This is a genomic window from Micromonospora sp. DT15, from assembly GCF_049841475.1.
In the GTDB taxonomy this organism is placed as follows: Bacteria; Actinomycetota; Actinomycetes; order Mycobacteriales; family Micromonosporaceae; genus Micromonospora.
Map to the genome: position 1 here is coordinate 668,908 of NZ_JBNCKJ010000001.1, position 25,256 is coordinate 694,163.

Sequence of the window (25,256 nt, forward strand, 5' to 3'; positions counted from 1 at the left end):
CAACAAGATGACGTCTTCTTATGGCGTGTGGGCGGGGCTAGCGTCAGACGGGTGACCAGTTACCGGCAGGTGCTCGCCGTGCCAGGGCTGGCACCGCTGCTGGGCGTCTCACTGCTCGCCCGTACCGCGATAACCGCCGACGTGATGGCGCTGACCCTCTTCGTCGTCCTCGGCCTGGAGCTGAGCTACGCGGCAGCGGGCGGGGTCGCGGCGGCGCTGACCGCCGGAGTGGCACTGGGTGGGCCGCTGCTCGGCCGCATGATCGATTCGCGGGGCCTGCGTCCCGTCCTGCTGGTGACCGTCGGCGCGCAGGTCGTGTTCTGGCTGGGTGTGCCGGTCCTGCCGTACGGGTTCCTGCTGGTCGCCAGCTTCGTGGCGGGCCTGCTGATGGTGCCGGCCCAGGCGGTGAGCAGGCAGGCGATCGCCGCGATGACGACGTCGGAGCAGCGCCGGGCCGCGTTCGCGCTGGAAGCCGTGCAGGGCGAGCTGTCGTACATCGTGGGGCCGGCGGTGGTGATCCTGGGCGCGGCGACGGTGTCCCCCGACGTGGTGGCCTGGGGGGTCGGCGCCGCGATCCTGGCCGGCGGCGTCGGCATCGCCGTGCTCAACCCACCGATGCACGCCCGGGACGAGGCGGAGGCCGCCGCCGCGGAACGACCCCCACGGCGGCAGTGGTTGAGCGCGAGGATGGTCGCCGCGCTGACGATGGCGTTCGGGACGACGACGCTGCTCAGCGGCATCGATCTCGCCATCGTCGCCACGCTGCGGGAGGCGGGTCAGGTGTCCTGGGCCGCCGTGGTCGTCGTGGTGTTCGGCGTGTCGTCGGTCATCGGCGGGCTGGTCTACGGCGCGCTGCCCCGCCCGCTGCCCACCTGGCTGCTGCTCACCCTGCTCGGGCTCGTGACGATTCCCGCCGGACTGGCCCACGACTGGCCCTGGCTGTGCGTGGCCGTCGTGGGAAGCGGCCTCCTCACCGCGCCGACCCTCGGCTCGGTGGCCGACGCGGTGAGCCGTCTGGCGCCGTCCGGCGCACGCGGCGAGGTGACGGGTCTGCAATCGTCGGCGCAGAGCGCCGGTTTCGCGCTCGGATCCCCGCTCATCGGTGTGGCGATCGACCTCTCCGTGCCGGCGGCCGGTTTCGCGGCGGCCGGTCTGGCCGGCCTGGCCGCCGCGGGGACCGGATACCTGCTGTCCCGCCGATCACCCGCGCGACAACGTCGCCGGGCGATGCCGGGGACCACCGCAGGTCTAGGTGTTTTGTCCATGGAGGTCGGAGACACGGCTGGCGGGTGCGGTGCGGTGGCGACGGGCGTCCACGGCGAGCAGCGTGAGCGCGGCCAGCGTCAGCAGTCCGCCGGCGAGCGCCAGCGGGCGTGCCCCCGAGGCGGGCAGGAGGGCACCGCCGAGCAGTGATCCGCCGGCGATGCCGGCGTTGAAGGCGACGCTGACCCCGGCCGACGCGATGTCGGTGCTGCCCGGGGCCAGGTGCAGCATCCGGTTCTGTACGGCGGAGCCGAACGCCGCGTACGCGAGGCCGATCCCGGCGAGAAGCGCGACCACGCCCGGCTTGAGCGTGCCGAGCGCGTGCAGCCCGAGCAGCGAGGCCGTACCGATGCCCAGCGGCGTCAGCAGCGAAGCGATCGGTCGGCTGTCCAGAGTCCGGGCCGCGACCAGGGTGCCGACGACGCCGGCCGCGCCGGAAACGAACAGCAACGGCGCCAGCACCGCGTCGGCGAAGCCGCTGACGTCGAGCAGGAACGGTGTCACGTAGGTCTGCAGGGTCATGAAGCCGCCGATGCCGAGGGCGGTGGCGGTCAGCAGGACGGCAAAGCGCCGGCCGTCCGGTGCGCTTCCCCGGGCAGCGCCGCCGGCGGCCGGGGGATAGGAGGGCAGAAGGAGCAGCACCGCCGCGGCGATCACCACCCCGATCCCGGCCAGCACCGCGAACGCCGCCCGCCAGCCGGCCTGCTGCCCGAGCCAGGTGCCGAGGGGTACGCCGAGCACCGGGGCGAGCGTCGCCCCGGTCGCGAACAGCGCCACCGCCCGACCTCGCACCGCGACTGGGAACGGCCCGATCACGGTCGCCGTGGCGACGGACCAGAACAGCGCCTGGGCGAGGGCGGTCACCAGGCGGGTGCCGGCCAGTACGGCGTACGTCGGCGCGAGCGCGGCGGCGGCGTTCGCGGCGGCGAACAGGAGCATCGTGACGCCGAGCAGGTGCCGCCGGGGGATCCGCTGGGTCAGTCGGGTCAGCGGCACGGACGCCAGCACCACCACGATTGCGTACCCACTGACCAGCAGGCCCACCTGTGAGCGGGACCGGTCCAGATCGGGCGCGATGCGGGTCAGCAGACCGACGGGCAGCAGTTCGGTCGTGATGAACGCGAACGCGGCCAGGGAGAGCGTGACGAGCACGGCCCTTGCCCTTCGTGGCGACATCTCCGGTGCCATGATCCACCCCCCATTTCAGGGGGTCACCGTAATCGAGGGCCCGGCCCCGCTCCGCTCGCGGGTCTCGGCGGCCGGGCGAAATCGGCTGGCCGGGCCGGTCTCCGTGGTCGGCCGCCGGGCCCTTCGATCAGGATCGCGTCCGGAACGGGGCAAGGACGGCGCGGATCTGCTCGGCCGCGCCCCAGTCGTCGTCGAACTGAGCCAGCACGGCGAGGTGTTGTCGCAGCTGGATGACCGGCATCCGGGCCTCCCAGTCGGCGTCGAGCGAGGTCAGCTCCGCGTAGACGTCGAACATCCGTCGTGCCTCGGGCGGAGGCGAGGTGGACCACACGTGCGCGAGGTCGACCTCGGCCCACAGGTACGACACGGCCGGGTCGATCAGCGCAGGCTCTCCGTCCGTGGTGGCCAGGACGTTCTGTGCCCACAGGTCGCCGTGCGTCAGGCACGCCGGACGCTCCGGCAGCAGGTCGGGCAGCCGGTCGCAGAGCCGTTCCAGCGCCGACCGGTCCTCCGCGTCGAGCGCCGCCCCGACGCGGGGCTCGTCGAGCCAACGCAGCAGCCGGTGCTCGGCGAAGAAGGCGAAGCCGTCGTCGTTCCACGTGTTGACCTGACGGCGACGGCCCAGCCAGTTGTCGTGGTGCCAGCCGAAACGGGGATGGGTCGTGCTCAGGTGCAGGCGGGCGAGCAGGTGTGCGAACTGCTCCCAGAAGGTCTCGCTGCGCGGCCTCTCGCTCAACACCGACAACACCAGTACGTCCCGATCCGCCAGGATCACCTCGGGTGTCGCCACGCCGCCCAGGTCGCGCAGTGCGGTCAGCCCTTCGGCCTCGGCGACGAAGACGTCGTCCGCCGGCGGGTCGGCGAACGCCTTGACGAACACCGGCGGGGCATCCCGGCGGGTGGCGATGCCCGCGAGAGCCGCCAGCCCGCCGGTCACCGGCCGCACAGCGACGACCTCGCGCATACCGGCCAGGTGCAGACGTTCCAGCAGGGTCACGGGGACGCTCCTCATCTCCGGCGTACGAGGTCGCCCGATCCTATGTGGCTGATCACGGCTGGCCCGGCCGGCGGCCGGGGTGTTGGACACTGCTGGGCATGGGTGATGTGGCGGTGGATCAGCAACGGCTGGAGCGGACCCTCCAGGAGTTCGGTGTTCGGTGGACCAGAGACGCCGTCGACATCGAGACCTACCTGGCCGCACAGGTCGCCGACGCGAGCCACCGTGAGGTCGTCGGCCCGCTGCGGGCCGCCAGTGGGGCCAGTGGTGTCGTCCGGGTCGGCGGTCGGGAGGTCGCGGCCTGGGGCGACCCGGACGTCCCGGAGATGGCGTTCAGCGTCACCAAGTCGGTCGTGTCGGTGGTGGCCGGCCTGGCCTTCGACGACGGGCTGCTGGTGCCGGACCAACCGGTGCACCAGGTCGTCGACGTACCCGAGTTCCGGGGACCGCACAACGAGCGGATCACCTGGCGTCATCTGCTGCAACAGTCGAGCCAGTGGGAGGGCGAGCTGTGGGGTAAGCCGACGAGCGTCGACGCGCAGAGCTTCCGCGAGCGGACCGAGGTGCACGGCACACCCCCGGGCCAGGGGTGGGCGTACAACGACGTACGGATGAACCTGCTCGCGTACGCGCTGACGCTGCTGTTGCGCAGGGCGCTGCCGGAGGTGCTGCGGGAGCGGGTCATGGACCCGGTGGGCGCCTCGGACCGGTGGTCGTGGCACGGGTACCGGACGAGCGTCGTCGATCTCGACGGTCGCCGGGTCGAGGTGGTCTCCGGCGGCGCGCACTGGGGCGGGGGACTGATCGTCCCGGCCCGGGACCTGGCCCTGATCGGGCAGCTCTTCCTGGACCGCGGGACCCATGCGGGGACCCGGCTGCTCAGCGCCGAATGGGTCGACCAGTCCTGGGCCCCGTGCCCGGTGAAACGGGAGTACGGCTACCTGTGGTGGCTCAACGATGAGCAGGTGCCCTGGCCCGGAGCCCCGTCGACCGGCCGCAGTGCCCGGGGCAACGGCGGGCGACACCTGCTGTGGGTCGATCCGGCCCGGGAACTCGTCCTCGCCTCCCACTGGACCGAGGAACCGCTCGATCTGATCCGAGAAGTCTCTCGTACCGTCACGGTTGCGCAGCTTGACGAGGGTTGAACTGCGTGGGGACCGTATCGGTCAGGGTCGGTTGTGGACGAACCAGGCGTCACCGGCCGGCAGGGCGACGGCCACCTCCCATCGGCTCAGTTCGAGGTTCGGAGCGAGGGCCTTGAGCTGACCGGCGGCAGCCCACGCCTCGTCGCCCGGCGTCGGGCGACGACCCACGTGAAACTGAAGCATGGTGCCCCACGATGCGACCAGGCGGGCGTCCCACCGGTGCCGCCACTGGGCCAGCACCTCGGCGAGTTGCTGCTGATCCTCCTGGGTGAGCGCACCGTAGAAGTCCACCCAGTACGCCGAGCCGCGGACGTCGCTGGGGGGCAGCAACATGAGCAGGACGCTGTCCGGCGTGTACCAGTACTCGGCCTGCGTCACGAGCCGCACGTTGCCAAGCACCTCGGCGTGCAGGTCGGCGTCGGCGAGCAGCCGGTCGTACAGCGCCCGCTCCAGCACCGAGACTGGTGTCGGCAGCACCGCGTCCGGCACCAGGTCGGTCAGATCGACGCCGGTCGTACCCCGCGCGTAGAACCCGATCTCGTCCTCGTCGACCTGTTGGTCCTCGCTGTAGTGGCGGTAGGTCAGCCAGGGCTCGGAAGACGCCGCCGCCTCGACGAACGTGCGCAGCTCCGACTCCGACGGGCCCTGCTCGGGCTCGGACCGGATCGTCAGCGCGTCGTCGAAATCGTCGGTAACCAGGACGGGCCGGCGTCCGATGACCGGGACCAGCGCCTCAGCAGCCTGCCAGACCTCGTGCAGACGGTCGGGGTCGACGTCGGCGACGAGGATGGTGCCCGACGGGCCGTGCCCGATCGGCAGGCCGGCCAGGGGTGTGCCCCGGAAGGCCGCTTCGATCTGGTTGAGGTCGTCTCGCAGGCCGGCAGCTTTGCCGATCACCCGAACTGGTCGGCAAGCTTCGTCAGCTTGCTGACATACGCCGGCCAGTCGTAGTCGTCGGGGATGTTGCTGTTGTTCCGCCCGAGGCCGACCACCGTGTCGTGCTGTTCGCGCATGATGTCGGCGTGCCCGGCGTGGCGGGCGAGGTCGCAGGTCACGTGGATGATGATCCGCTGTAGCGTCACGTCCTGCCGACCTGGCTGCCACCACGGCACCTGCCCCGGCGCGTCGAGCGGCAGCTGCTCGATCGTCTGGTCGGCGAACGCCCCGACCCGGCGGTACAGGTCGATCAGCCCGTCCTTCGTCTCGTCCTCACGGGCGTACCAGTCGGCCTGCGGGTCCTCGTCGAACGCCGCCAGCGGGACCAGCTCGTCGGGCGTCGGGAACTCGCGGCCGAAGGTGGGCCCGAAGTAGCCGGCCTCGACGTTGAGGCAGTGCTTGGCCACGCCCAGCAGGTTGTTTCCGGTCGCCGTGCGGGGCAGCCTGACCTCCCGTTCGCTGAGCCCGTCGAGCTTCCAGATGAGGTCTTCGCGGTTGCCCCGGAGGTAGTGGTGCAGGGCGGCCTTCGCATCGCTCAGATCAGCCATGCGCGCCAGTCTTCCCTATCCGCTGAGCCTCGGCGGGCCGGTGCCGGTGCACCGGCACCGGCCCGCCGAACGACTCGACGTGTCCGGGTGTCAGCTTCCGGCGCAACTCGCTGTGGTTCCGCTGCCGCTGCCGGTGCCCTGGAAGCCGAAACTGGTGGCCTGACCTGCGGCCAGTCGCCCGTTGTAGCTCTGGTTGGCGACCGTGATGGTTCCGCTGGTGCCGCTGCTGACCCCGTTCCAGAGCGAGCTGACCGACGCGCCGCCCGGCAGGGTGAGTGTGACCCGCCAGCCGGTCAGTGGGGCGTTCCCCGCGGTGACGCTGACGTTGGCGACGAAGCCGCCGTTCCACTGGTCCTGGACAGCGAAGACAGCGGTGCAGCCAGGCGTGCCGGTCGGCGGCGGCGTCGTGGGCGGCGGCGTGGTGGGCGGGGGCGTGGTGGGTGGCGTGCCGTCGTCGAGCGTCAGGTTCTTCTGCTGGACGCTCCACTGGGTGCCGCACAGACCGCAGTCGGCGCCGACGAAGGTGCGGCCGGCGGTGGTGTCACCCTTCAGGCGCCACTTGAAGTAGAGGGTCGCCACCCGGCCGAACTCCCCGCCGTTGGCCTGGTCGTAGGTGCCGCCGTGCCCGACGTTCAGGTTGCCCATGAAGGCGGGCAGGCCGGCGGGCAGCTTGCCCCAGTCGTCCATGGCGTTCGGGTAGGCGATGTCGCTGGGCCCGCCGACGAAGTAGGCGATCGGCTTGGTCAGTCTCCTGAGCTGGTAGTCGTCGGCGTCGTTGAGCAGACCACTGCTGAAGATGCCGGTCGTGGTGACGCGCGGGTCGTTCGAGACGGCGTACGCCTCCACGCCTCCACAGGAGAAGCCCGCGACGGCGACCTTGCTCGTGTCGATCTTGTTGTAGTACTTGCTGCCCTGCCGGGAATTCTCCGTGACCGCCCAGTCGATGGACTGGGTGAGCATCTGGGAGTTGGTGGAGCCGGATCCGTTCGGGGCTCCGTTGGCGATGGCGAGGAAGCCGTGGGAGGCGATCTCGCGGAGGAAGTTGCCCTGGGAGAGCCCGTTGGCCGAGCAGCCGCCGTTGCCCCACACGACGATGGGCAGGCGTTCGGAGGGGAGGGTCTGCGGCCGGAAGATGGTGTGGTTGGCCAGGGTGGCTGAGGTTTCGTAGTCGGCAGGGTAGGGGCCGGAACCGCCGATGGCGGCGGACGCCGGTGTCCCGCCGAGCGCCATGATCACCGAGGTGACCGGGACGATGGCGGCCGCCAGTCCCGCGTAGATCTTTGCTCGCCTTCTCATTGAGTCCTCCAGGAACAGTCACGGTGGCGCTCCCTGCGGCGGCGGGTGTGTCACTCGCGCCCCGACGAGAGGTGGTCAGCGCTGGCCACGGGTCTGGTCGACGTGTGCGCGTCGCGGCCCGCGTGGCGGCCGTGCCCCCGGTCGCCACTGCCCGCTCATTCAGCGCCGGCGACCGCCCGGCCGCGGTCCCTACAGGCGCTCCGATGGGAGCTGTACGCAGTTACTATCACTGTCGCAGTGAAAGGTGTCAATTTCTGGTTGACTCTGATCAGACTGCCGCACCCGGATGGCCGAGGCTTGTCAGGTGAGGCGGGGCAAGGCGCTTTCCCGGGCGGGCGGAGGCACTATCGTTCTGGCGTGCAGATCCGTTTCGACGTCCCCGCCGATCCCGCCTACCCGAGCCGGGTGGCCGCGGCGCTCGGCAACGTCCGGCTACGCAGATTCGGCTACATCGGGGCGGTCCTGACGGCGGTCGGGGTCATCGGTCTCGTCGCCTCGCGAGGGCTCGGGTGGGGCGAGCGGAGTTCGCCGCTGTGGACCGCGCTCGTCGTGGGCGGCGTGCTGTCGATGCTGTACCGGCCGTGGGTGCTGGCCCGCGCCCGACGCCGTTCCGGTAACTACGCCGTCGAGGGCGCCTACGACATCACCGAAGACAACATCATGATGCGCAGCGGCTCGGAGTCCGGCGGCATCGCCTGGGACGGGGTCGCCCAGGTGCGCGAGGCCGGAGATTTCTGGGTCGTGTACGTCGGCCGAATGCCGGCGACCGTGATCCCCCGCTGGCTGATGTCCCCCGAGGATGCGGACACGTTGCGCGCGTACATGTCCGAACGAGGGCTGCTGCCCCGTCGGTGAACTCGGCTGCCGCCCCGTGTCGGCATCCCCGCCCCTGATCGCCCGTGGCTACCTATTCTCGACTGGGATGCACCAGTTCGAGTAATGGCCGTCGGTCCGGCGGCTCACAGGAGGCCGTCATGAGCACCAAGGACCGACCTGCGGGGATCAGCCCCACAGCGGTGGAGTCAGCACCAGGGCTGTGGCGGATCGATCTGCAACGGCACGACCTCAGCATCCCGGGGCGTGAGGTCATTCAGACTCGGGTGGAGTTCACGCCGGATTCGCCTCCGTTCAAGCATTTCCACCCCGGCGAGGAGATCATCTGCGTTCTTCAGGGAACGCTCGAATACCGGCTGGACGGGCAGCCACCCATGGTGTGCAATCCCGGCGACGCGCTCACGGTCCCGTACGGTGTGCACCACGAGGCCCGCAACGTTGGCGACGGAATCGCTGTCGAACTGGCCACGTACGTCGTCGAGAAGGGGAAACCACTTCTCACCAAGGTGGAGTGAGCACCCACGGTCGGTCATCGATCACCGCCGTTTGCGCGATCGGCGCGCTGGGCAGAAGGCACACCATGACGAGTGAACGGGTGAAGTCTGTCGGTCGTTACACGATGCGGATCCTCGGCGTACTGGCGATCGTCGTGGGTGTGCTGGGGGTCGTCTCCAGCCTGACCCAGAGCAACCTCGTCGGGGTGATCCTCGGCGTCATCTTCGTCGCCGGCGGAGCGGTCCTGGTCAAGCGCTCTGGCGCGGCGGCGACACCGAGGACGCGGAGCACGCACTGACGCCTGCGGGGTTCATGGTCGCCGTGGTCGTCGCGCGTATGACGTCGTCGGCGCCCCGGGTGTGATGCGCCCCCCTGGCGCCTGGGGTGAGAGCACAGCGGCGGCAGCGCGACTCATAAGGTGAGCGGATGTCGGTCAAGCAGGTACAAGTGACATTCGACTGCGCCGAGCCGGTGCGCGTCGGCCTCTTCTGGTGTGAGGTGCTGGGGTACGTCCCGCCACCGGCCCCGGAAGGGTCCGCCTCCTGGGAGGATGTCAATTCCGAGCAGGGTTCCTGGTTCGCGTGCAGTGACCCGTCCGGGGTGGGCCCGCGCCTGTACTTCCAGCGGGTGCCCGAGGGCAAGGTCGTCAAGAACCGGGTGCACCTCGACGTGCGGGTCGGCACCGGGCTGGTGGGCGAGGAGCGCCTGGCCGCCCTCGAGGCCGAATGCGCGCGGCTGATCCCGCTCGGCGCGGTACGCGGGCAGTTGTTGCTCGCCGACGGCGAGAACGAGTCGTGCCTCAACATGCAGGACGTCGAGGGCAACGAGTTCTGCCTCGACTAGTGCCGCCCGCCGCGCGTCTCCTGAGCGCGGCCGAGCCTGCCGGGGGCCGGGCGGTTCGCCCGGCCCCCACATTCGGGCTCGCTCAGCCCAGGTACTTCTCCCAAGGGCCGGTGATGGCCAGGGTGAGGCCCGGGTCCTGCATGTTGACGAAGAGCACCTTGCCGTCCGCGCTGAAGGTCGGCCCGCAGAACTCCGAGTCGTTGAGCTGGTTACGGGCGATCGCGTACGTGGGCCCGCCCGGGATCGTGCTGAGCACGTGCGACGCGCCGGACCCGTCCTCGGCGAGCACGAGGCTTCCCCACGGGGTGACCGTCACGTTGTCCGGGCCGTCGAAGGTGATGTCGGTGTACCTGACCGGCGTGCCCTCCTCGGACTGGGTCTGGTGCGGGAAGTACGTCACGAGCTGGATGGTCTGGTCCTTGAAGTTGTAGAACCAGACCATTCCGTCGTGCGGTGCCGCGTCCGCCGGCAGGTCACCCTCGTCCCAGGCGTACGAGTTGACCACGTACACGCCCTCGTCGGTGGCCCACACGCCCTCGAACTTGCGTCCGCGGGTGACCTGGCCGTCGGCGAACTGCTCGCGTACCGACCTGGTGCGCGCGTCGCGGTCCGGCACCTCGATCCAGCGGACCGGGAAGGGGCGGCCCAGCTGGGCGGAGGTCAGGTAGGCGACGTCCGGCAGCACCGAACCGTCATCCATGATGATCTGCATCGCGGCGAGGACGCCGGCGTTCGGTGCGAGGCGGGTGAGCACGCCCGGGCCCAGCTTGACGCCGTGCGGTGCCGTCCAGCGGTAGAAGAGGCCGTTGGGCTCGTCGGCGTCCTCGGAGAGGTAGACCCGGGTGCGGTCCTTATCGACGGCCACTGCCTCGTGGGAGTAGCGGCCCAGGCACTTGATCGGCTTCGGGTCGGCGCTGCCGTCGGCCCACACCTCGAAGACGTAGCCGTGGTCCTTCTGGTAGACGCCGGACCGGCTGCCCTCTTCCCACGTGTCGCCGGCGCGGTCCTCGGCCTCCTCGCAGGTCAGCCAGGTGCCCCAGGGGGTCGGCCCGCCGGCGCAGTTGGAGATGGTGCCGGAGAGCGCCACGAACTCGCCCAGGTTGCGGCCCGCGAAGTCCGTCTTGATCACGGTGCAACCGCCGGCGTCAACGGCGCCCGCGTCGTAGACAGTGCCCTTGACGTGCGGCACGCCGAACTCGGCGCCCGGGTCGATCTCGTGGTTCTGGATCAGGGTGTACCGGCCGTGACCGCCGTCGTAGACGGCCATGCCGTCATGGTCCGACGGGGTGGTGCCCTGGCCGCGGTCGAGCCGGGTGACACCGGTCCGGGTGACCACCGTGTAACGGAAGCCCTTGGGCAGGGCAAGAATCCCCTTGGGATCGTCCACGAGCGGCGGGAAGGGCACAGTGCCGGGCTTCACCGGCGGGTGCGGCCGGGCCGGGCTGGCCTGGGCCAGGGACGGCAGGCCGCCCGCGACGGCAATGCCGACGCCGGCGGCGGCGCCACTGGCGAGGAAGGTACGACGAGACGAAGGCACGTGGATCAACTCCTGGTCCAGACAAGTGCGACGACTGGCAGCCAACTCCTTCGGGTGGACAGCGACACGTCACCAGTGGGATCGGGTGGTGACATCGGAGTTAAGAGTCAGGGTCGCGCACGCGTCGCCGGGCCATCGGGCTTGACCTTGACGCTGCGTCAACCCTCCATGCTGCCGCCATGAGCAATTCGCACACAACAGCTCAGACCGAGCAGGCCGCGATCCACGTGCTTGGTCTGGAGAAGTCGTTCAAGCAGCTCAAAGTGCTGCGTGGCGTCGACATCGACGTCGCGCGGGGCAGCATCTTCGCCCTGCTCGGCTCGAACGGTGCCGGCAAGACCACGGTCGTGAGGATCCTGGCCACGCTCCTGCGGGCCGACGGCGGGACGGCCCGGGCCGCCGGCTTCGACGTGGCGACCCAGGCTGCCGAGGTACGGCAGTCGGTCAGTCTCACCGGGCAGTTCGCGGCGGTCGACGAGATCCTCACCGGGCGGGAGAACCTGATCCTGGTCGCCCGACTGCGCCACCTCAAGGAGCCCGGTTCGATCGCGGACGACCTGCTGAGGCGCTTCTCGCTGACCGAAGCGGGCACCCGGCGGGTACGGACCTACTCCGGCGGTATGCGTCGTCGCCTCGACATCGCGATGAGCCTGATCGGGAACCCGCCGGTCATCTTCCTCGACGAGCCGACGACCGGGCTGGACCCGGAGGCGCGCATCGAGGTGTGGCAGGCCGTGAAGGAACTCGCCAGTGGCGGCACGACGGTGCTGCTCACCACCCAGTACCTCGACGAGGCCGAACAACTCGCCGACCGGATCGGGATCCTCCACGAGGGACGGATCATCGTGAACGGCACCCTCGACGAGCTCAAGCAGCTCCTGCCACCCGCCGAGATCGAGTACGTCGAGAAGCAGCCGACCCTCGAGGACGTCTTCCTCACCCTCGTTGGCGCCAAGACCGAGAAGGAACAACGATGAACAGGCACTTCCTCGGCGACACCACGGTTCTGCTGGGACGCTCACTGCGCCACATCGCCCGCAGCCCGGACACCATCATCACCACCGCCGTCATGCCGATCGCCTTCATGTTGCTGTTCGTCTACGTCTTCGGCGGCGCGATCGAGACCGGCTCCGACTCGTACGTGAACTATCTGCTCCCCGGCATCCTGCTCATCACCGTCGCCTCGGGCATCTCGTACACCGCCTTCCGGCTCTTCCTGGACATGCAGGGCGGCATCTTCGAACGGTTCCAGTCCATGCCGATCGCACGATCCGCGGTGCTCTGGGCGCACGTGTTGACCTCACTGGTCGCCAACCTGATCTCGTTGGTCGTCGTCGTCCTCGTCGCCCTGCTCATGGGCTTCCGCACCGGGACGAGCGTGCTGGGGTGGCTCGCCGTGGCCGGCATCCTGGTGCTGTTCACCCTGGCGCTGACCTGGATCGCCATCATTCCCGGCCTGACCGCCCAGTCGGTGGACGGCGCGAGCGCCTTCTCGTACCCCCTGGTCTTCCTGCCGTTCGTCAGCTCGGCCTTCGTGCCCACCGCGTCGATGCCCGGCCCGGTGCGCGCCTTCGCGGAGCACCAGCCGGTGACCGCCATCGTCAACGCGATCCGCGACCTCTTCGCGCAGAAGCCTGTCGGATCGGGCATCTGGACCGCCCTCGCCTGGTGCGTCGGCATCCTCGTGGTGGCCTACCTCTTCGCCAACCTGACCTACCGTCGCAAGATCTCCTGAGCGCGATTCGAGGGGGCCGAGCGACTCGAGGGGCAGGATCAGGAGATGCTGACGATCAGCCAACTAGCGGCGTACGCCGGAGTCACGGTGCGGGCGGTACGGCACTACCACCAGATCGGCCTGCTGCCGGAGCCCGAGAGGGACGCCTCGGGCTACCGGCGGTACAGCGCAGGGGCGGTGGTGTCCCTCATCCGGATCCGAATTCTCGCCAACGCCGGCGTGCCGCTGTCCCAGATCGGTCAGATGCTGGAGGCCGACGCGTCGACCTTCGCGGCCGCGGTCGAGGAGATCGACAGGCAACTGGGCGACGAGATCGCACGACTGGAGACCAGCCGGAGGCAGATCGCGCACCTCGCCGCCGGGGATCGTCTGGCGCTCGCGCCGGAGGTGACCGCCTACCTCGACCGGCTCCGGGACATTGGCGTCTCCGAGCGGGTGGTGGCGGGTGAGCGGGACAGCTGGATCCTGATGTCGGCCCGCTGGCCCGATCGGGTCCGCGAATGGATGCCCAGCAAGATCGCGCAGCTCGACGACCCGCAACTCATTCGGCTCTATCGGATCCTGTCGGAGATCTTCGACAGCGACACCAGCGACGACGCGTCTCTGGTGGAGGCCGCCGACATCCTGGCGAGCCTCGCCGAGCAGGCATACCGCTCCGGCGAGATCGACCTCGGTGAGGTGGCGAAGGACGACCTGCCGTTCGACCTTCTGGACGCGCTGGCCGTCGAGGCGGACCCGCGGGTGAAGCGACTGCTGAGTCTGATGCGCGAGCGCGGCTGGGATGGTCTGGCGCGGCTGGAGCGGCTGGCAGAGCCGTCCACCTGATCGGCTGTCAGCGCTGTTGGTGGTTCACCGCGGGCGAACCCACAGGGCTGGTGCAGGTGTCGCGCCACCAGCGGCGGGACGCCAGCGCGGCCAGCCCAGCGCCGGCGGTAGTGCCGCCCCCGGCGGTTGGGCGGGGGCGGCACTGCCGATCAATCGTGCGATGGGTCAGCTACGGGTGGACCACTGCTGGTTGGTGCCGCCGTTGCAGGCCCAAAGAATGATTTTGGTGCCGTTGGCGGTGCCGGCGGCGTTGGCGTCGAGGCACAGCCCGGACAGCACACTGGTGATGGTGCCGTTGCTGTTGACGTTCCACTGCTGGTTGTTCTGACCGTTGCAGTCCCAGATGATCACCTGGGTGCCGTTGGTGGTGCCGCGGCCGGAGGCGTCCAGGCACTTGTTGCCGTACACCTGGAGTTGTTTGCCAGCGGTGTAGGTCCAGCGCTGCGCGGTGCTGTTGCCGATGCAGTCCCAGAGCTGGACCTGGGTGCCGTTCGTGGTGCTGGCGTTCGGCACGTCGATGCAGCGGCTGGACTGGCCGCCCACGACCTGGACGTTCTGTTGTGGGTTGCCGCCGCCGGTCGGCGCGTAGGCTGCGGCGTTGATGTTGGCCTGGACGGCGTTCTCGGTGGCCGCCGTCGGGTAGCCGGAGGTCAGTACGCCCTCGAAGAAGGTGCCGCGACCGGTGATGCTGTTGTCACCGCCGATGCCGAGCAGGATGGCGCCCTCCTTCTTCATCGGGTGGTAGCCGTTGGGGCGTGGCCCGTCGAAGTAGGTCGTCAGGCTGCCCGACTGGGCGTTGCCGCCCCGGATCGCCCAGTGGTTCGGCTCGCCCTTGACCATGGCGGTGACGAAGCGGTGGTTGATCGACGCGATGTTGTTGTAGCCAGCGTTGACGCCGGAGAACAGCCCCCACTCCAGGTCGGCCATGATCCAGGGGCCGGCCCCGGCCCCGTAGCCCCACTGCTTGTTGGCGCCGAAGTAGACGGTCTCCATGATGGCGCGTTCGTCGGCGAGGCTGTTGGTCTGCGCGTTGCCGTAGTCGAAGCAGCACCACTGGTTGTAGTGCGTGCCGTCGACGACCGCGTAGATGCCCTCGGGCTGGTCGCCGGTCGCGACACCGTTGGTGTTGTTGTTGCGGTAGCCGGTGCCGGGGGCGATGTAGACGCCGTACGCCTTCTGCCCGCCGACGGTGACCGGGGCCGCCTTCGCGTCGGCGAGGTTGTCCCAACCGCCGGGGGCGGGGCCGGCGAAGCCGCCGGGGGGCGCCTGGGTGAGGCGGTTGTTGCGGCCGGACTGGTCGTAGATGATCGTGATGACGCAGGTGGTGTTGGCGCAGAACGTGTCCTGGGTGGCGGCATTGGCGTAGCCGCCCTCGCTGAGCACGCCGACGTCCCGGGTGGTGTTGTCCGACGATCGCCGGACCTGGTAGAGCGGGCCGTTGTACGCGCCGTACAGCGCACGGGTGGTGCTGTGCGCGGCCACGCACGGCGTGCCGCCGGAGGCGTAGATGTCACACGGACCGGTGCCGGCGGCGTGGGCGACGCCAGGGGCGTCCGAGACCACATAGGCGCTGGCGCCGACGACGAGGACCAACAGGGTCCCGGCGGCGGCCATCAGGCGACCCAGCTTTCTCTGCACGTTCATCGGATCCTTTCGGGTGCGTGGTGGGGGTGGGGTGTGGCGATGGAATTGACGTCACACGTCATACCTGTGACATTAATGGTCGTCCATCTATTGACGCTAGTTGGCACACGTTGGTCATCGATCGATGAGGCTGAGGACGGATATGCTGGTCAGCGGAGCAAGGTGCGTCCCCGTGTCGGGGCAAAAGTCGATTCGAGGGCGATTGATGAACATCGGGGAGATCGCTCGCCGGGCGGGGGTGTCCCGCAGCACCGTTTCCTACGTGCTCAGCGGAAAACGCAGCGTGTCGGCGGCGACCCGGCAACGGATCCAGTCGGTCATCGACGAGTTGGACTACCGCCCGAACGCCAGCGCCCGTGCTCTCAAGGAGGGGCGCACCCGCACCCTCGGGCTGGTTATCCCGCCGGCGAGCCAGCGGTTGACCGACATGCAGCTCGGCTTCGTCGCCAGCGTCGTCGAAGCCGCCGCCCGCCACGACCTCGACGTGCTGCTGTCCCCCTCCGGTGGCGACCATGACCGGTCGTTCGAGCGGATCGTCACCGGGCGCCGGGTGGACGGCGTGGTCCTCATGGAGATCCGGTTGGCGGATGACCGGGTGACCCGGCTGACCAAGGCCGGGCTGCCGTTCGTCACCATCGGGCGGACCGCCGAGCCGCACGGGATGAGCTGGATCGACATCGACTACGCCGGGCTGATCGCCCGGTGCGTGCAGCACCTGGCCGACCTGGGGCACCGGCACGTGGCACTCGTGAACCGGTCCGCCGAGTTGGTGGCCGCCGGGTACGGCCCCAGTCATCGCGCGCTGACCGGCTTCCGTACTGCGGCGGCCGAGCGAGGGCTGACCGGCGTGGAGGTTTGCAGCGGCGACGACACCGCCTCCGGCGAGGCGTGTATGGAGCAACTGCTCGCGACGCACCCCGAGGTCACGGCGGTGGCCACCATCAACGAGGCCGCACTGCCCGGAATGCAGCGGGCGTTGACCGGCGCCGGGCTGTCCGTGCCACGCGACTTCTCCGTCACCGGAGTCGCCGCGCAGCACTGGGCGGAGGATTTCCGCCCGCCGCTGACCGCCGCCGACGTGCCGATGGTCGAGATGGGCGCCGAGGCGGTGTCGCTACTTCTGGAGATCATCGCGGCTCCCGGCGCCGTGCCACGACACCGCCTCTACAGCCCGCCCATCTCGTTGCGGTCCAGCACCGGCCCGGTCCGGGGCCGCTGATCCGACCCGGCTACCCGCCCCTGACACGCCGCTCCTCCTGGGCGGCGGCGAGGATGAGATAGCTGCTGGCGGTCCAGGTGTAGGCGCGGTCCCGCAGCCCGGTGCCGGTCTCGGCGTCGAAGTTCTCCGCGAAGCCGGACTTCTCACACAGCGCGAGGAACCGCCGACTGATGTCGTCGGCGATCCTGGTCTGCCCGGCCCGGCGCAGGCCGTCCTCGACCAGGACGGTGGAGGGCGCCCAGATTGGGCCCCGCCAGTAGCCGTCGGCGAGGTAGTGGGCCGAGTCGGTCGGCTCGGTGGCCAGACCGTGCGTGGTCAGGTGGGTCTCGACGCCGCGCGCCAGCGCGGCGGCGACCGGGGCCGGCAGGTCGGCCCCGAGCGCGACGGGCATCAGGTCGAGCAGGCTGCGGCTGGCTCGCCGGTGCCCGGTGTGGGGGTCCCGGGCGTGGAAGCGTTCGCCGTCCCACAGGTCGCGCAGCATGGCCCCGTGGATCCGGTCGGCCTCCTGCCACCAGCGGTCGGCGGGCTCACCCAGCTCGGTGGCGAGGTCGGCGAGGCAGCGAAGCTGCGAGACCAGGAACGCGGCGAGGTCGGCCGTCTCCAGGACCCGGTTCTCGTCGAAGGTGGTGGCGTTGTCCCAACCGCTGTCGTTGCCGTGCTGATAGTGCGGCAGGTCGTGGCCGGGGGCCCGCCGCGCGTCCAGCCAGAACTCGGTCCAGCGGGCGAGCCGGTCGTACGTCTGCGCCAGCGCCAGCCGGCTCGGCGGCTGGGGAAGGCGTCGGCGCAGGTGACGGAGGGCCCAGCCGTGGATGGGGGGCTTCACGTAGTTGTGCAGGACCTCGGAATGGGTGACCGAGTCGGGGAGCGCGCCGGTCTCGTCCTGGTGGTCGAAGGGCAATTGGAACTGGTGCCAGGCCAGCTCCGGCTCGCCGGCCGCCAGGGCGATCGCGTTGAAGCAGTGGTCCCAGCTCCACACCTTGTCCATCCAGTGCTTGGACATCAGGACGGCCGGCCGGGTGACGAAGCCCGCCGGGGCGACAGTGGCCGACCACAGGACGTACGCGGCCAGCTCGGCGGCCGGGGTCTCCGGGCCGCGCCAGGGCGCGATCGCGTCGACGAACGCGGTGAACTCCGCGAACCGGTCGCGGCGCAACTGCTCGAAGGTGACGGATCCGGCGTACGGGCGGCGGGCGGTGGCGTACTCCTCGATTGCGATCTCCCACGGCTGGTCGCCGGAAAGGTCAAGGGAGCGGTCGGCGGTGCCGAGCGCCTGCGCACCCCGGGTCCGCGACAGAGCGCCGGAGAGCACCGTGACCCGGTAGCGGCGACCGGTCTCGTACGAGGTGAACACATGTGATCCGTCGACCGGGTCGGCGTACAGGTAGGTGCCGCTGAACGGGGTGAGGGTGTGCGCGGCGGCGGCCACCCGCAGGCCGAGACGGTGGCCCCGGATCCGCAGGGTGTCCGGCCCGTCGTAGACGGCCTCGATCCGGTCGGCCCCGTTGTGCCAGGTCAGCAGCGCGGGCGTGGCGACGACGGTGGTGCCGGCGACAGTGGGGGTGAGTCGCAGCACGGGGTGCATCCCGGTCTGGTGGGAGACCAGGTGCAGGTCGTCGGCGTACGTCTTCTCGGCTACCACCGGGGAGATGTTGAACCAGGATCCGCGGTAGCTGAACGGGATGTCCTGGATTCCGAACTCCGGACCGGACGGGACGACGGTCATGGGTGGCGGGTGCCTTTCTGTGGTGCGGGTGGTCGGTCCTGGACCGCGGCGGTTGGTCAGTCCTTGACGGCGCCGGAGGTCACGCCCATCGAGACGTACCGCTGGGCCAGGATCAGCAGGACGGCGGCGGGGATCGAGGCGACGACGGCGGTGGCCATGATGGCGTTCCACTGCTGGTTGTTGTTGCCGATGTAGTGGTAGATGCCGAGGGTGATCGGCTGGTAGTCGCCGCCTCCGGCCAGGGTCGAGGCGAAGATGAAGTCCGACCAGGACCACAGGAACGCGAAGAGCGACACCGTGACGATCGAGTTGCGGCTGACCGGCAGCACGACCGACCAGAAGGTCCGCAGCCGACCGGCGCCGTCGACCACGGCGGCCTGGAGCAGCTCGTCGGGGATGCCGGACATGAAGGCCGTGAAGATCAGGACAGCGAACGGCACCGCGAGCGTCGTGTCGGCCAGGATCAGGCCGGGCAGCGTGTTGAGGACGCCGAGGGTGAGGTAGATGGCGTAGAAGCCCATCGCCATGATGATCCCCGGGATCATCTGCGCGATCAGCAGCAGGAAACTCAGCGCCGGGCCGCCGGGTGGCCGGAGCTTCGCCAGCGCGTAGCCGGCGGGGGCCGCCAGCGCCACGGTCAGCACCACGGTGCCGAGACCGACCAGGAAGCTGGTGCCGAGGTACGGCAGTTGCTGGTCGAGTACCGCCCGGTAGCCGTCCAGGGTGCCGTTGATGGGGAACAGGTGCGGAGGGCTGGCCCGCATGTCCTGGTCCCGGGTGAAGGACACATTGATCATCCAGTAGACGGGGAAGAGCATCAGCCCGGTCAGCACCAGGCCGACGCCGGTCTTCCACCAGGCCCGAGGCGTCGAGGTGGTCATCGCAGCTGCTGCCTCCGCTCGATCCGGATGTAGACCAGGCCGGCGATCAGCGCCAGCACGATGAGCAGGTTTCCGATGGCCGCGCCCGGGCCGAAGTCGGGCAGCAGGTTGCCGAAGCCGAGCCGGTACGACCAGGTGGCCAGCGTTGCCGAGGAGCCGGTCGGACCGCCCTTCGTCATGATCCAGATGATGTCGAAGACCTTCAGCGTGTAGATCAGCCCCAGCAGCAGCGTGATCAGGGAGACGGGACGCAGCAGCGGGAAGGTGATCCCCCAGAACCGCTGCCACCCCGTCGCGCCGTCGAGCGCGGACGCCTCGTACATCTCGGTCGGGATCGCCTGCAGGCCGCTGTAGAGCACCACCAGGTTGAACGGGATGCCGATCCAGACGTTCGCGATGATCACCGAGGTGAGTGACCAGCCCGGCGAGGTGAGCCAGTTGACCGGGTCGATCCCGACGACGCCGAGCGCCGCGTTGACCAGGCCCGAGTCGCTGTTGAGCAGCCACGACCAGGTCGACGCCGAGACGATCAGTGGCAGCAGCCACGGTACGAGGATCAGTGCCCGCAGCGTGCGTGACAGCGGGAAGTGCTGGTGGAAGAAGAGGGCCAGCGCCATGCCGATGGTGAACTGGAAGGCGAGCGAGGCCGCCGTGAAGACCACCGTGTGGGTCAGCGTCGGCCCGAAGGCCGGGTCGGTCAGGACCGTCCGGTAGTTGTCGAGGCCGGCGAAGGGCGCTCCGCCCTGCACGAACGAGCGGACTGTGTACTCGCGCAGGCTCAACTCGACGTTGCGGTAGAGCGGGTAGGCGTAGAAGGCCGCCAGGTAGATCGTCACGGGTGCCAGGAAGCCCCACGCCATCCATCGGTTGGGCCGGCGGGCACGGGACGGGGGAGGCCCGGATGGGGCGGCGGTCGCCGCCCCATCCTGGTCTCGTACGGCAGTGGTCTCGGTGGTGAAGGGCATGGTGTCGGTTCGGATCGCTTACCTGGAGGCGGCGGCGGTCTGCGCGGCGGCCAGGGCCTCCTGTGGCGACTTCCCGCCGCTGAGGGCCGACTGCACAGCGGTCCACAGCGCCTCGGAGATCTTCGGGTACTTGGTGCCGAGGTTGTCACCCGTGCGGCCCTTGGCTGCCCGGACCGCCTCCACCCAGACCTTGAGCTTGGGGTCCGCTGTGGCCTGTCGTTCCTGCACGGCGGCGACGGGTGCGACGTAGGACAGCGTGGTGTCCGTGGTGAGGAGGTTGTCAGCGTTGGTCAGGCAGGTCACGAGCTTCTGCGACGTCGCGTACCGGCCGGTCGTCTTCTGCACCGGAATGGAGACGAACTCACCGCCGGTGGGCGCCGGGGCCGGGCCGCCCGCGCTGGCCGGGATCGGGATCGTGCCGTACGAGAAGCCGAGCTTCTCCGCGTTGGCCAGCTGCCAGGTGCCGTTCTCGGCGAACGCGTAGTCGCCGGTGGCGAACTCCTGCCAACTCGTGGTCTGGGTGTTGTTGATGATGGAGTTCGGGGCGTGGCCCTGCTTGAGCCAGTCGGTCCAGAGCGTCAGCGCGGAGACCGCCTGCGGTGAGTCCAGACTCGTCAGTTGGGCGCCCGATCCCCAGAACCAGGGCAGGAACTGGAAGCTGCCCTCCTCGGTGCCGATCGCGGAGAAGGTGATGCCCTTCTTCCCCTTGGCCTTCACCTTGGTCAGTGCCGCGGTCAGTGAGGCCCAGTCCTTGACGGCGGCGGGATCGACGCCGGCGGCGGCGAGCAGATCCTTGTTGTAGTAGAGGGCGAGGGTGTTCGCCCCGATCGGCACCCCGTAGGTCTTTCCGTCGCTCTGGCCGGCGCCGAGCAGGTTCTTCTCCATCGCCGAGACGTCGAGCTTGTTGTCGTCGGTGGTGGTGAGCGCACCGGCTTCGGCCAGGGTGGAGATGACCGGGTTGTCGACGATCAGGACGTCCGGTGAGTTTCCCTGCTGGGCGGCGAGCAGCGCCTTGTTGGTCAGGTCGGTGGTGTCGTATCCGGTCCGCTCGACCGTCACCCCCGCGTCGGTGCCGCACTTCTTGAGCAGTGCCACCCACTCGGAGTCGTCGGCGAACTGTGGATACGGGTCCCAGACGAGGTAGGCGCCGCCGCTGTCGGCGGGGCCGTCGGCGGACGACGAGCAGGCGCTGCCTGTCACTGCGGCGAGAGCTATCACGGCGACGGCGGCCAGGCGCCGCCGACGACTGAATCCGGTCATGTGGTGCCTCACTTCAATCGATCGTCAGGTGGGGTGTGTCGGTTGATCGTCGCGGGTTGGAGCAGCCCAACCATGAGGCGAACCGATTCGACGAATCGGTTCGCCCGAAGATAGGTCTGGCTATGCCCGGGGGTCAAGGGCCAGTTGGGCGCGTCAGAGAGATCGCTGAGAAACACGGGCTTCACCGGGGCGTCACTTCATTGACATCGTTCAGTCCCCGGTCCTACGATCCGTGCGAATCGATTCGGAAGCGCTGCCCTCCGGAGAGCGTCCCCCGCGCCCCACCAAGGAGCCGCCCGTGAAAACCCCGTCCCCCGGCCGGTCACGACGAGCCCGCGTGTCCGTGGCCCGACTCGTCGTCGGCCTGCTCGCCGCCGCTGCCGCCGTCACCGTCGTCCCGTCCCCCGCCCAGGCCGCCGACGAGTCGATCAGCGTCAACTTCGCCACCACGAACGGTGCGCCGACCTACCGCGCCTCCGGCTGGATCTACGGCATGACCGAGAACGCCAGCGGTCCGGCCGACCACTTCTACCGGGACGTCAAGTTCCAGTACATGCGCGCCGGTGGCGCGCAGTTGCCGGGCAGTGGCTGGGTCGGTGGCACCTACGACCGTCGCTGGAACTCCACACTCGCCCAGGCACGTCGCACCACAGCCCTCGGCGGGAAGTTCATCATCCTGCCGCACGACCTCTGGGGTGCCGACGGCGCCGGGATCTCCCGCTTCCCCGGAGACAACGGCAACTGGACCGACTACGACAACTTCCTGACCCGCCTGATCAGCGACGTCCGGGCGTCCGGGCTGTCGGTGCAGTGGGACATCTGGAACGAACCCAACATCACCATCTTCTGGAACCGGCCGATCTCCCAGTACCTGGAGCTGTGGCGGCGCACCTACCAGCGCATCCGGGCGGAGTTCCCCAGTCAGCTCATCGTCGGGCCGAGCTGCGCCTGCGTACCGTCGACCAACCACGCCTTCTGGAACCAGTACCTGGACTTCGTCCGCTCGACGAACACGGTGCCGGACATCATCAGCTGGCACTCGCTGCCCGGTGACCCGGTCGCCAACGTTGCCGCCGCCAACGCCACCCTCGACCCGCGCGGCATCGCCCACCCGCGCCCGTACCAGATCAACGAGTACGGCGCGCCCGACGAGCAGAACCCGGCCGACGGCGCCTGGTACATCGCGCGCCTGGAACGGGCCCGGGCCGACGGTCTGCGGGCGAACTGGGCCAGCGGCGGCAGCCTGCACAACGACCTCGGCAACCTGCTGATCCGCAACTCGGCCGGCCAGCACCAGCCCAAGGGGGAGTGGTGGAACTACCGCTACTACGCCTCCCAGGTCGGGGAGATCGTCGCGGTGACCCCCAGTCAGTCGTACGACGCGTACGCCACGAAGACGGCCGGAGTGGCGAAGGTGCTGGTCGGCGCTGGTCGTACCACCGGGAACCTGACCGTCAACCTGCAACGCCTGGACACCACCAGCGGCATCGTGCAGAACAACCAGGTCCGGGTCGTCACCCAACGCATCCCGCACAACGGTGGCGGTGCCGTGGCGGGTCCGGTCACTGTCTCGAACAGCGTGGTCGGGGTGTCCAACAACAACGCCACGGTGACCGTGCCGTACTCCAACCAGACCGACACGTACACCGTCACGCTGCTGCCCCCCTCGGACGGTGGCTTCCAGTCGGTGGCGGTGGCCCAGCACTCGCAGCAGTGTTTGAACAACGCCGGTCTGAGCACCGCCGACGGCAACGTCCAACAGCAGAATTACTGCGACGGCGGTGACCAGCAGCTCTGGAACTTCGTCCCGGTCGCTGGCGTGGCCAACACCTACACAGTGGTCAACCAGCAGAGTGGCAAGTGTCTCGACGTCAGCGGTGTGTCCACCGCCGACGGCGCGGCGGTGCACCAGTGGACCTGCCTCAACAGCTCCAACCAGCAGTTTGCTCTGCGCAAGGTGACCTACTCGGGCAACGACTCGCACGACTACCAACTCGTCGCCCGGCACAGTGGCAAGTGCGTCGATGTCAACGCGGTCTCCACGGCGGCCGGCGCGCTGGTCCACCAGTGGACGTGCAGGGCGGTCAACCAGAACAGCCCGTTGAACCAGACCTGGCGGCTCCTGGGGCGGTAGTCGTCTCGGGGCAGGTGACGCGCTGGCTGTCGGCCCTGGCAGTCAGCGCGCCACCGGACACCACATTCATTGACATGAATTAAACAAAGGTCCTACCATTCGCAGCGATTCGCCATCGCCACCACCCGCCCGTGGCGCGTCGACGATCTCCCGCGCTTCCACGACTCCGAGGAGCCACCTCGTGCGAACCCCGTCCCGCAGTGGGTCAGGAACAGCCCGCGACCTCATCCCGAAACGCCAACGCGTCCGACGTCTGACCCTCCTGGCCGGTGCGCTGGCCGGGGTGCTCGTCGTCGTCGGCATCGGCGTCGGCACCACCCCCGCCAGTTCGCCCTTCGCCGCCAGGGCCGCCGCGGCGGCCACCATCCCACCCGGGCAGAGCACCCCCATCGTCGGCACGCCGTCCGGCCGCTGCCTCGAAGTGCCCAACTCCAGCACCACGAACGGCACCCAGACACAACTCTGGGACTGCAACGGTGCCGCCGGCCAGACCTGGACGTGGACGTCGAGCAAGCAGATCCAGGTGTACGGCAACAAGTGCCTGGACGCCTCCGGCCGCGGCACCACCAACGGCACCCAGGCGATCATCTGGGACTGCAACGGTCAGAACAACCAGCAGTGGAACGTCAACAGCAACGGCACCATCACCGGCGTGCAGTCCGGGCTGTGCCTCGACGCCAACGCCGCCGGCACCGCCAACGGCACCAAAATCATTCTTTGGGCCTGCAACGGCGGCACCAACCAGCAGTGGGCCTCGCCGACCACCACCACCCCGCCGCCGACCAACCCACCGACCGGCGCGCGCCCGTGCGACATCTACGCCTCCGGCGGCACCCCGTGCATCGCGGCGCACAGCACCACGCGGGCGCTCTACGAGGCGTACGCCGGCAACCTCTACCAGGTCCGACGCTCGTCGGACAACACGACCCGCAACATCGGGCTCACGGGCACCGGCGGCACTGCCAACGCGGCGACGCAGGACTCGTTCTGCACCGGCACGACCTGCGTGATCACGGTGGTCTTCGACCAGTCCGGGCGCGGCAACGACCTGTGGTACCAGGGGTCGAGCGTCGTTCCGGGCTCCCCGCAGAGCAAGCCGGCGATCGCCACCTCGGAGTCGCTGACAGTGGGCGGCGCGAAGGCGTACTCGCTCTACATCAACCCGGGCAACAGCTACTGGCGCGACGGGCACCTCACCGGAGTGCCGACCGGCGCGGCGCCCGAGGGCATGTACATGGTCACCAGCGGCACCCACGTCAACAGCGGGTGCTGCTTCGACTACGGCAACAGTGAGACCACCCGCAAGGCCGACGCCGCCGGGGCGATGGACGCCATCAACTTCAGCAAGCAGTGCTGGTTCGGCGGCTGCTCCGGCAGTGGTCCGTGGGTGCAGGCGGACCTGGAGTGGGGTCTCTTCCCGGGCGGCAGCAGCTCCTGGAACCCGAACCAACGCTCGTTCGCCAGCAAGTTCGTCACCGCGACGCTGAAGAACAACGGCACCACCCGGTTCGCCATCAAGGGCAGCGACGCGCAGGCCGGCAGCCTCTACACGCTGTACGACGGCTCGCTCCCGCCGGGATACAGCCCGATGAAGAAGCAGGGCGCGATCATCCTGGGCAGTGGTGGTGACTGCTGCAAGCCCGACGGCGGCGCCAACCTGAGCGCCGGCACCTTCTACGAGGGGGCGATGGTCGCCGGCTACCCGTCCGACGCGGTCGAGAACGCCGTGCAGGCCAGCGTGGTGACCGCCGGATACCGCTGATCCTGACCACGCCGTACGAGTCGTGC

22 protein-coding genes and 1 pseudogene are annotated in these 25,256 nt (G+C 69.5%); 12 read left to right on the forward strand and 11 right to left on the reverse strand.

Annotation, left to right across the window (positions count from 1 at the left end; translation table 11 throughout):
- Window positions 1-78 precede the first annotated feature (78 nt).
- Window positions 79-1,077, forward strand: a pseudogene (locus tag ACLQ3F_RS03145) (MFS transporter); the annotation flags it as partial.
- Window positions 1,078-1,248: 171 nt separating this feature from the next.
- Here the strand turns inward: ACLQ3F_RS03145 and ACLQ3F_RS03150 are convergent.
- Both ACLQ3F_RS03150 and ACLQ3F_RS03155 read right to left on the reverse strand, forming a co-directional pair.
- On the reverse strand, window positions 1,249-2,415 hold the full coding sequence (locus tag ACLQ3F_RS03150; protein ID WP_425845801.1) for an MFS transporter: 1,167 nt from the start codon (window positions 2,413-2,415) through the stop codon (window positions 1,249-1,251).
- A gap of 163 nt (window positions 2,416-2,578) precedes the next feature.
- Window positions 2,579-3,448, reverse strand: coding sequence for a fructosamine kinase family protein (locus tag ACLQ3F_RS03155; RefSeq protein ID WP_425845804.1), 870 nt, complete (start codon window positions 3,446-3,448; stop codon window positions 2,579-2,581).
- Between the two features lie 98 nt (window positions 3,449-3,546).
- Between ACLQ3F_RS03155 and ACLQ3F_RS03160 the strand changes: the two genes are divergently transcribed.
- On the forward strand, window positions 3,547-4,593 hold the full coding sequence (locus tag ACLQ3F_RS03160; RefSeq protein WP_425845807.1) for a serine hydrolase domain-containing protein: 1,047 nt from the start codon (window positions 3,547-3,549) through the stop codon (window positions 4,591-4,593).
- Between the two features lie 21 nt (window positions 4,594-4,614).
- On the opposite strand, the gene ACLQ3F_RS03165 is transcribed toward ACLQ3F_RS03160, so the two are convergent.
- The 3 genes from ACLQ3F_RS03165 to ACLQ3F_RS03175 form a co-directional block, all read right to left on the reverse strand.
- On the reverse strand, window positions 4,615-5,490 hold the full coding sequence (locus ACLQ3F_RS03165) for a DUF4253 domain-containing protein (protein WP_425845811.1): 876 nt from the start codon (window positions 5,488-5,490) through the stop codon (window positions 4,615-4,617).
- Window positions 5,487-6,077 (reverse strand): DinB family protein, encoded by a 591-nt coding sequence (locus tag ACLQ3F_RS03170; RefSeq protein WP_355006956.1) that lies wholly within the window; start codon window positions 6,075-6,077, stop codon window positions 5,487-5,489. The genes ACLQ3F_RS03165 and ACLQ3F_RS03170 overlap by 4 nt, the downstream gene beginning before the upstream one ends.
- Before the next feature lie 90 nt (window positions 6,078-6,167).
- Window positions 6,168-7,373, reverse strand: coding sequence for a cellulose binding domain-containing protein (locus ACLQ3F_RS03175; RefSeq protein ID WP_425845815.1), 1,206 nt, complete (start codon window positions 7,371-7,373; stop codon window positions 6,168-6,170).
- A gap of 357 nt (window positions 7,374-7,730) precedes the next feature.
- On the opposite strand from ACLQ3F_RS03175, the gene ACLQ3F_RS03180 reads away from it, so the two are divergent.
- From ACLQ3F_RS03180 to ACLQ3F_RS03195, 4 genes are all read left to right on the forward strand, one after another.
- Entirely contained in the window at window positions 7,731-8,228 is a 498-nt protein-coding gene (locus tag ACLQ3F_RS03180; RefSeq protein ID WP_357262087.1) for a YcxB family protein, read from the forward strand.
- Window positions 8,229-8,347: 119 nt separating this feature from the next.
- Window positions 8,348-8,722: a cupin domain-containing protein gene (locus ACLQ3F_RS03185; protein WP_357204432.1), complete on the forward strand. Its 375-nt coding sequence runs from the start codon at window positions 8,348-8,350 to the stop codon at window positions 8,720-8,722.
- Between the two features lie 80 nt (window positions 8,723-8,802).
- Window positions 8,803-9,000, forward strand: a complete 198-nt coding sequence (locus ACLQ3F_RS03190) for a hypothetical protein (protein ID WP_425845820.1) — start codon at window positions 8,803-8,805, stop codon at window positions 8,998-9,000.
- 128 nt (window positions 9,001-9,128) lie between these two features.
- The gene (locus tag ACLQ3F_RS03195) at window positions 9,129-9,545 is read left to right on the forward strand and encodes a VOC family protein (protein ID WP_425845823.1); all 417 of its coding nucleotides are present in this window, start codon (window positions 9,129-9,131) and stop codon (window positions 9,543-9,545) included.
- A gap of 82 nt (window positions 9,546-9,627) precedes the next feature.
- Here ACLQ3F_RS03195 and ACLQ3F_RS03200 read toward each other — a convergent pair whose 3' ends face one another.
- Entirely contained in the window at window positions 9,628-11,082 is a 1,455-nt protein-coding gene (locus ACLQ3F_RS03200) for an alkaline phosphatase PhoX (RefSeq protein WP_425845826.1), read from the reverse strand.
- Window positions 11,083-11,261: 179 nt separating this feature from the next.
- Here ACLQ3F_RS03200 and ACLQ3F_RS03205 point away from each other — a divergent pair, with 179 nt between their 5' ends.
- From ACLQ3F_RS03205 to ACLQ3F_RS03215, 3 genes are read left to right on the forward strand one after another with little or no spacing between them, the layout of a single operon-like run.
- Window positions 11,262-12,059, forward strand: coding sequence for an ABC transporter ATP-binding protein (locus ACLQ3F_RS03205; protein WP_425845829.1), 798 nt, complete (start codon window positions 11,262-11,264; stop codon window positions 12,057-12,059).
- A complete protein-coding gene (locus ACLQ3F_RS03210; RefSeq protein ID WP_357222035.1) occupies window positions 12,056-12,817 on the forward strand; it encodes an ABC transporter permease in 762 nt (253 codons plus the stop codon). The genes ACLQ3F_RS03205 and ACLQ3F_RS03210 overlap by 4 nt, the downstream gene beginning before the upstream one ends.
- Before the next feature lie 45 nt (window positions 12,818-12,862).
- Entirely contained in the window at window positions 12,863-13,642 is a 780-nt protein-coding gene (locus ACLQ3F_RS03215; RefSeq protein ID WP_425845832.1) for a MerR family transcriptional regulator, read from the forward strand.
- 165 nt (window positions 13,643-13,807) lie between these two features.
- On the opposite strand, the gene ACLQ3F_RS03220 is transcribed toward ACLQ3F_RS03215, so the two are convergent.
- A complete protein-coding gene (locus tag ACLQ3F_RS03220) occupies window positions 13,808-15,286 on the reverse strand; it encodes an arabinofuranosidase catalytic domain-containing protein (RefSeq protein WP_425845834.1) in 1,479 nt (492 codons plus the stop codon).
- A 205-nt stretch (window positions 15,287-15,491) separates the two neighbouring features.
- Between ACLQ3F_RS03220 and ACLQ3F_RS03225 the strand changes: the two genes are divergently transcribed.
- Complete coding sequence (locus tag ACLQ3F_RS03225) at window positions 15,492-16,505, forward strand: LacI family DNA-binding transcriptional regulator (RefSeq protein WP_355006944.1); 1,014 nt, start codon at window positions 15,492-15,494, stop codon at window positions 16,503-16,505.
- 10 nt (window positions 16,506-16,515) lie between these two features.
- On the opposite strand, the gene ACLQ3F_RS03230 is transcribed toward ACLQ3F_RS03225, so the two are convergent.
- From ACLQ3F_RS03230 to ACLQ3F_RS03245, 4 genes are all read right to left on the reverse strand, one after another.
- On the reverse strand, window positions 16,516-18,228 hold the full coding sequence (locus ACLQ3F_RS03230; RefSeq protein ID WP_425845839.1) for an amylo-alpha-1,6-glucosidase: 1,713 nt from the start codon (window positions 18,226-18,228) through the stop codon (window positions 16,516-16,518).
- Between the two features lie 56 nt (window positions 18,229-18,284).
- Entirely contained in the window at window positions 18,285-19,109 is an 825-nt protein-coding gene (locus ACLQ3F_RS03235) for a carbohydrate ABC transporter permease (protein WP_425845842.1), read from the reverse strand.
- Window positions 19,106-19,945, reverse strand: a complete 840-nt coding sequence (locus ACLQ3F_RS03240; protein ID WP_355006941.1) for a carbohydrate ABC transporter permease — start codon at window positions 19,943-19,945, stop codon at window positions 19,106-19,108. The genes ACLQ3F_RS03235 and ACLQ3F_RS03240 overlap by 4 nt, the downstream gene beginning before the upstream one ends.
- A 147-nt stretch (window positions 19,946-20,092) precedes the next feature.
- On the reverse strand, window positions 20,093-21,334 hold the full coding sequence (locus tag ACLQ3F_RS03245; RefSeq protein WP_425845846.1) for a sugar ABC transporter substrate-binding protein: 1,242 nt from the start codon (window positions 21,332-21,334) through the stop codon (window positions 20,093-20,095).
- A gap of 337 nt (window positions 21,335-21,671) precedes the next feature.
- Here ACLQ3F_RS03245 and ACLQ3F_RS03250 point away from each other — a divergent pair, with 337 nt between their 5' ends.
- Both ACLQ3F_RS03250 and ACLQ3F_RS03255 read left to right on the forward strand, forming a co-directional pair.
- A complete protein-coding gene (locus ACLQ3F_RS03250) occupies window positions 21,672-23,468 on the forward strand; it encodes an RICIN domain-containing protein (protein ID WP_425845848.1) in 1,797 nt (598 codons plus the stop codon).
- A 181-nt stretch (window positions 23,469-23,649) separates the two neighbouring features.
- Window positions 23,650-25,230: an arabinofuranosidase catalytic domain-containing protein gene (locus tag ACLQ3F_RS03255; protein WP_357262109.1), complete on the forward strand. Its 1,581-nt coding sequence runs from the start codon at window positions 23,650-23,652 to the stop codon at window positions 25,228-25,230.
- Window positions 25,231-25,256: the final 26 nt, after the last annotated feature.

Coding starts and splice junctions, on each gene's coding strand:
- ACLQ3F_RS03160 (WP_425845807.1), top strand. CDS start 3,547: ATGGGTGATGTGGCGGTGGATCAGCAACGGCTGGAGCGGACCCTCCAG.
- ACLQ3F_RS03170 (WP_355006956.1), bottom strand. CDS start 6,077: ATGGCTGATCTGAGCGATGCGAAGGCCGCCCTGCACCACTACCTCCGG.
- ACLQ3F_RS03175 (WP_425845815.1), bottom strand. CDS start 7,373: ATGAGAAGGCGAGCAAAGATCTACGCGGGACTGGCGGCCGCCATCGTC.
- ACLQ3F_RS03185 (WP_357204432.1), top strand. CDS start 8,348: ATGAGCACCAAGGACCGACCTGCGGGGATCAGCCCCACAGCGGTGGAG.
- ACLQ3F_RS03195 (WP_425845823.1), top strand. CDS start 9,129: ATGTCGGTCAAGCAGGTACAAGTGACATTCGACTGCGCCGAGCCGGTG.
- ACLQ3F_RS03205 (WP_425845829.1), top strand. CDS start 11,262: ATGAGCAATTCGCACACAACAGCTCAGACCGAGCAGGCCGCGATCCAC.
- ACLQ3F_RS03210 (WP_357222035.1), top strand. CDS start 12,056: ATGAACAGGCACTTCCTCGGCGACACCACGGTTCTGCTGGGACGCTCA.
- ACLQ3F_RS03215 (WP_425845832.1), top strand. CDS start 12,863: ATGCTGACGATCAGCCAACTAGCGGCGTACGCCGGAGTCACGGTGCGG.
- ACLQ3F_RS03220 (WP_425845834.1), bottom strand. CDS start 15,286: ATGAACGTGCAGAGAAAGCTGGGTCGCCTGATGGCCGCCGCCGGGACC.
- ACLQ3F_RS03225 (WP_355006944.1), top strand. CDS start 15,492: ATGAACATCGGGGAGATCGCTCGCCGGGCGGGGGTGTCCCGCAGCACC.
- ACLQ3F_RS03230 (WP_425845839.1), bottom strand. CDS start 18,228: ATGACCGTCGTCCCGTCCGGTCCGGAGTTCGGAATCCAGGACATCCCG.
- ACLQ3F_RS03235 (WP_425845842.1), bottom strand. CDS start 19,109: ATGACCACCTCGACGCCTCGGGCCTGGTGGAAGACCGGCGTCGGCCTG.
- ACLQ3F_RS03245 (WP_425845846.1), bottom strand. CDS start 21,334: ATGACCGGATTCAGTCGTCGGCGGCGCCTGGCCGCCGTCGCCGTGATA.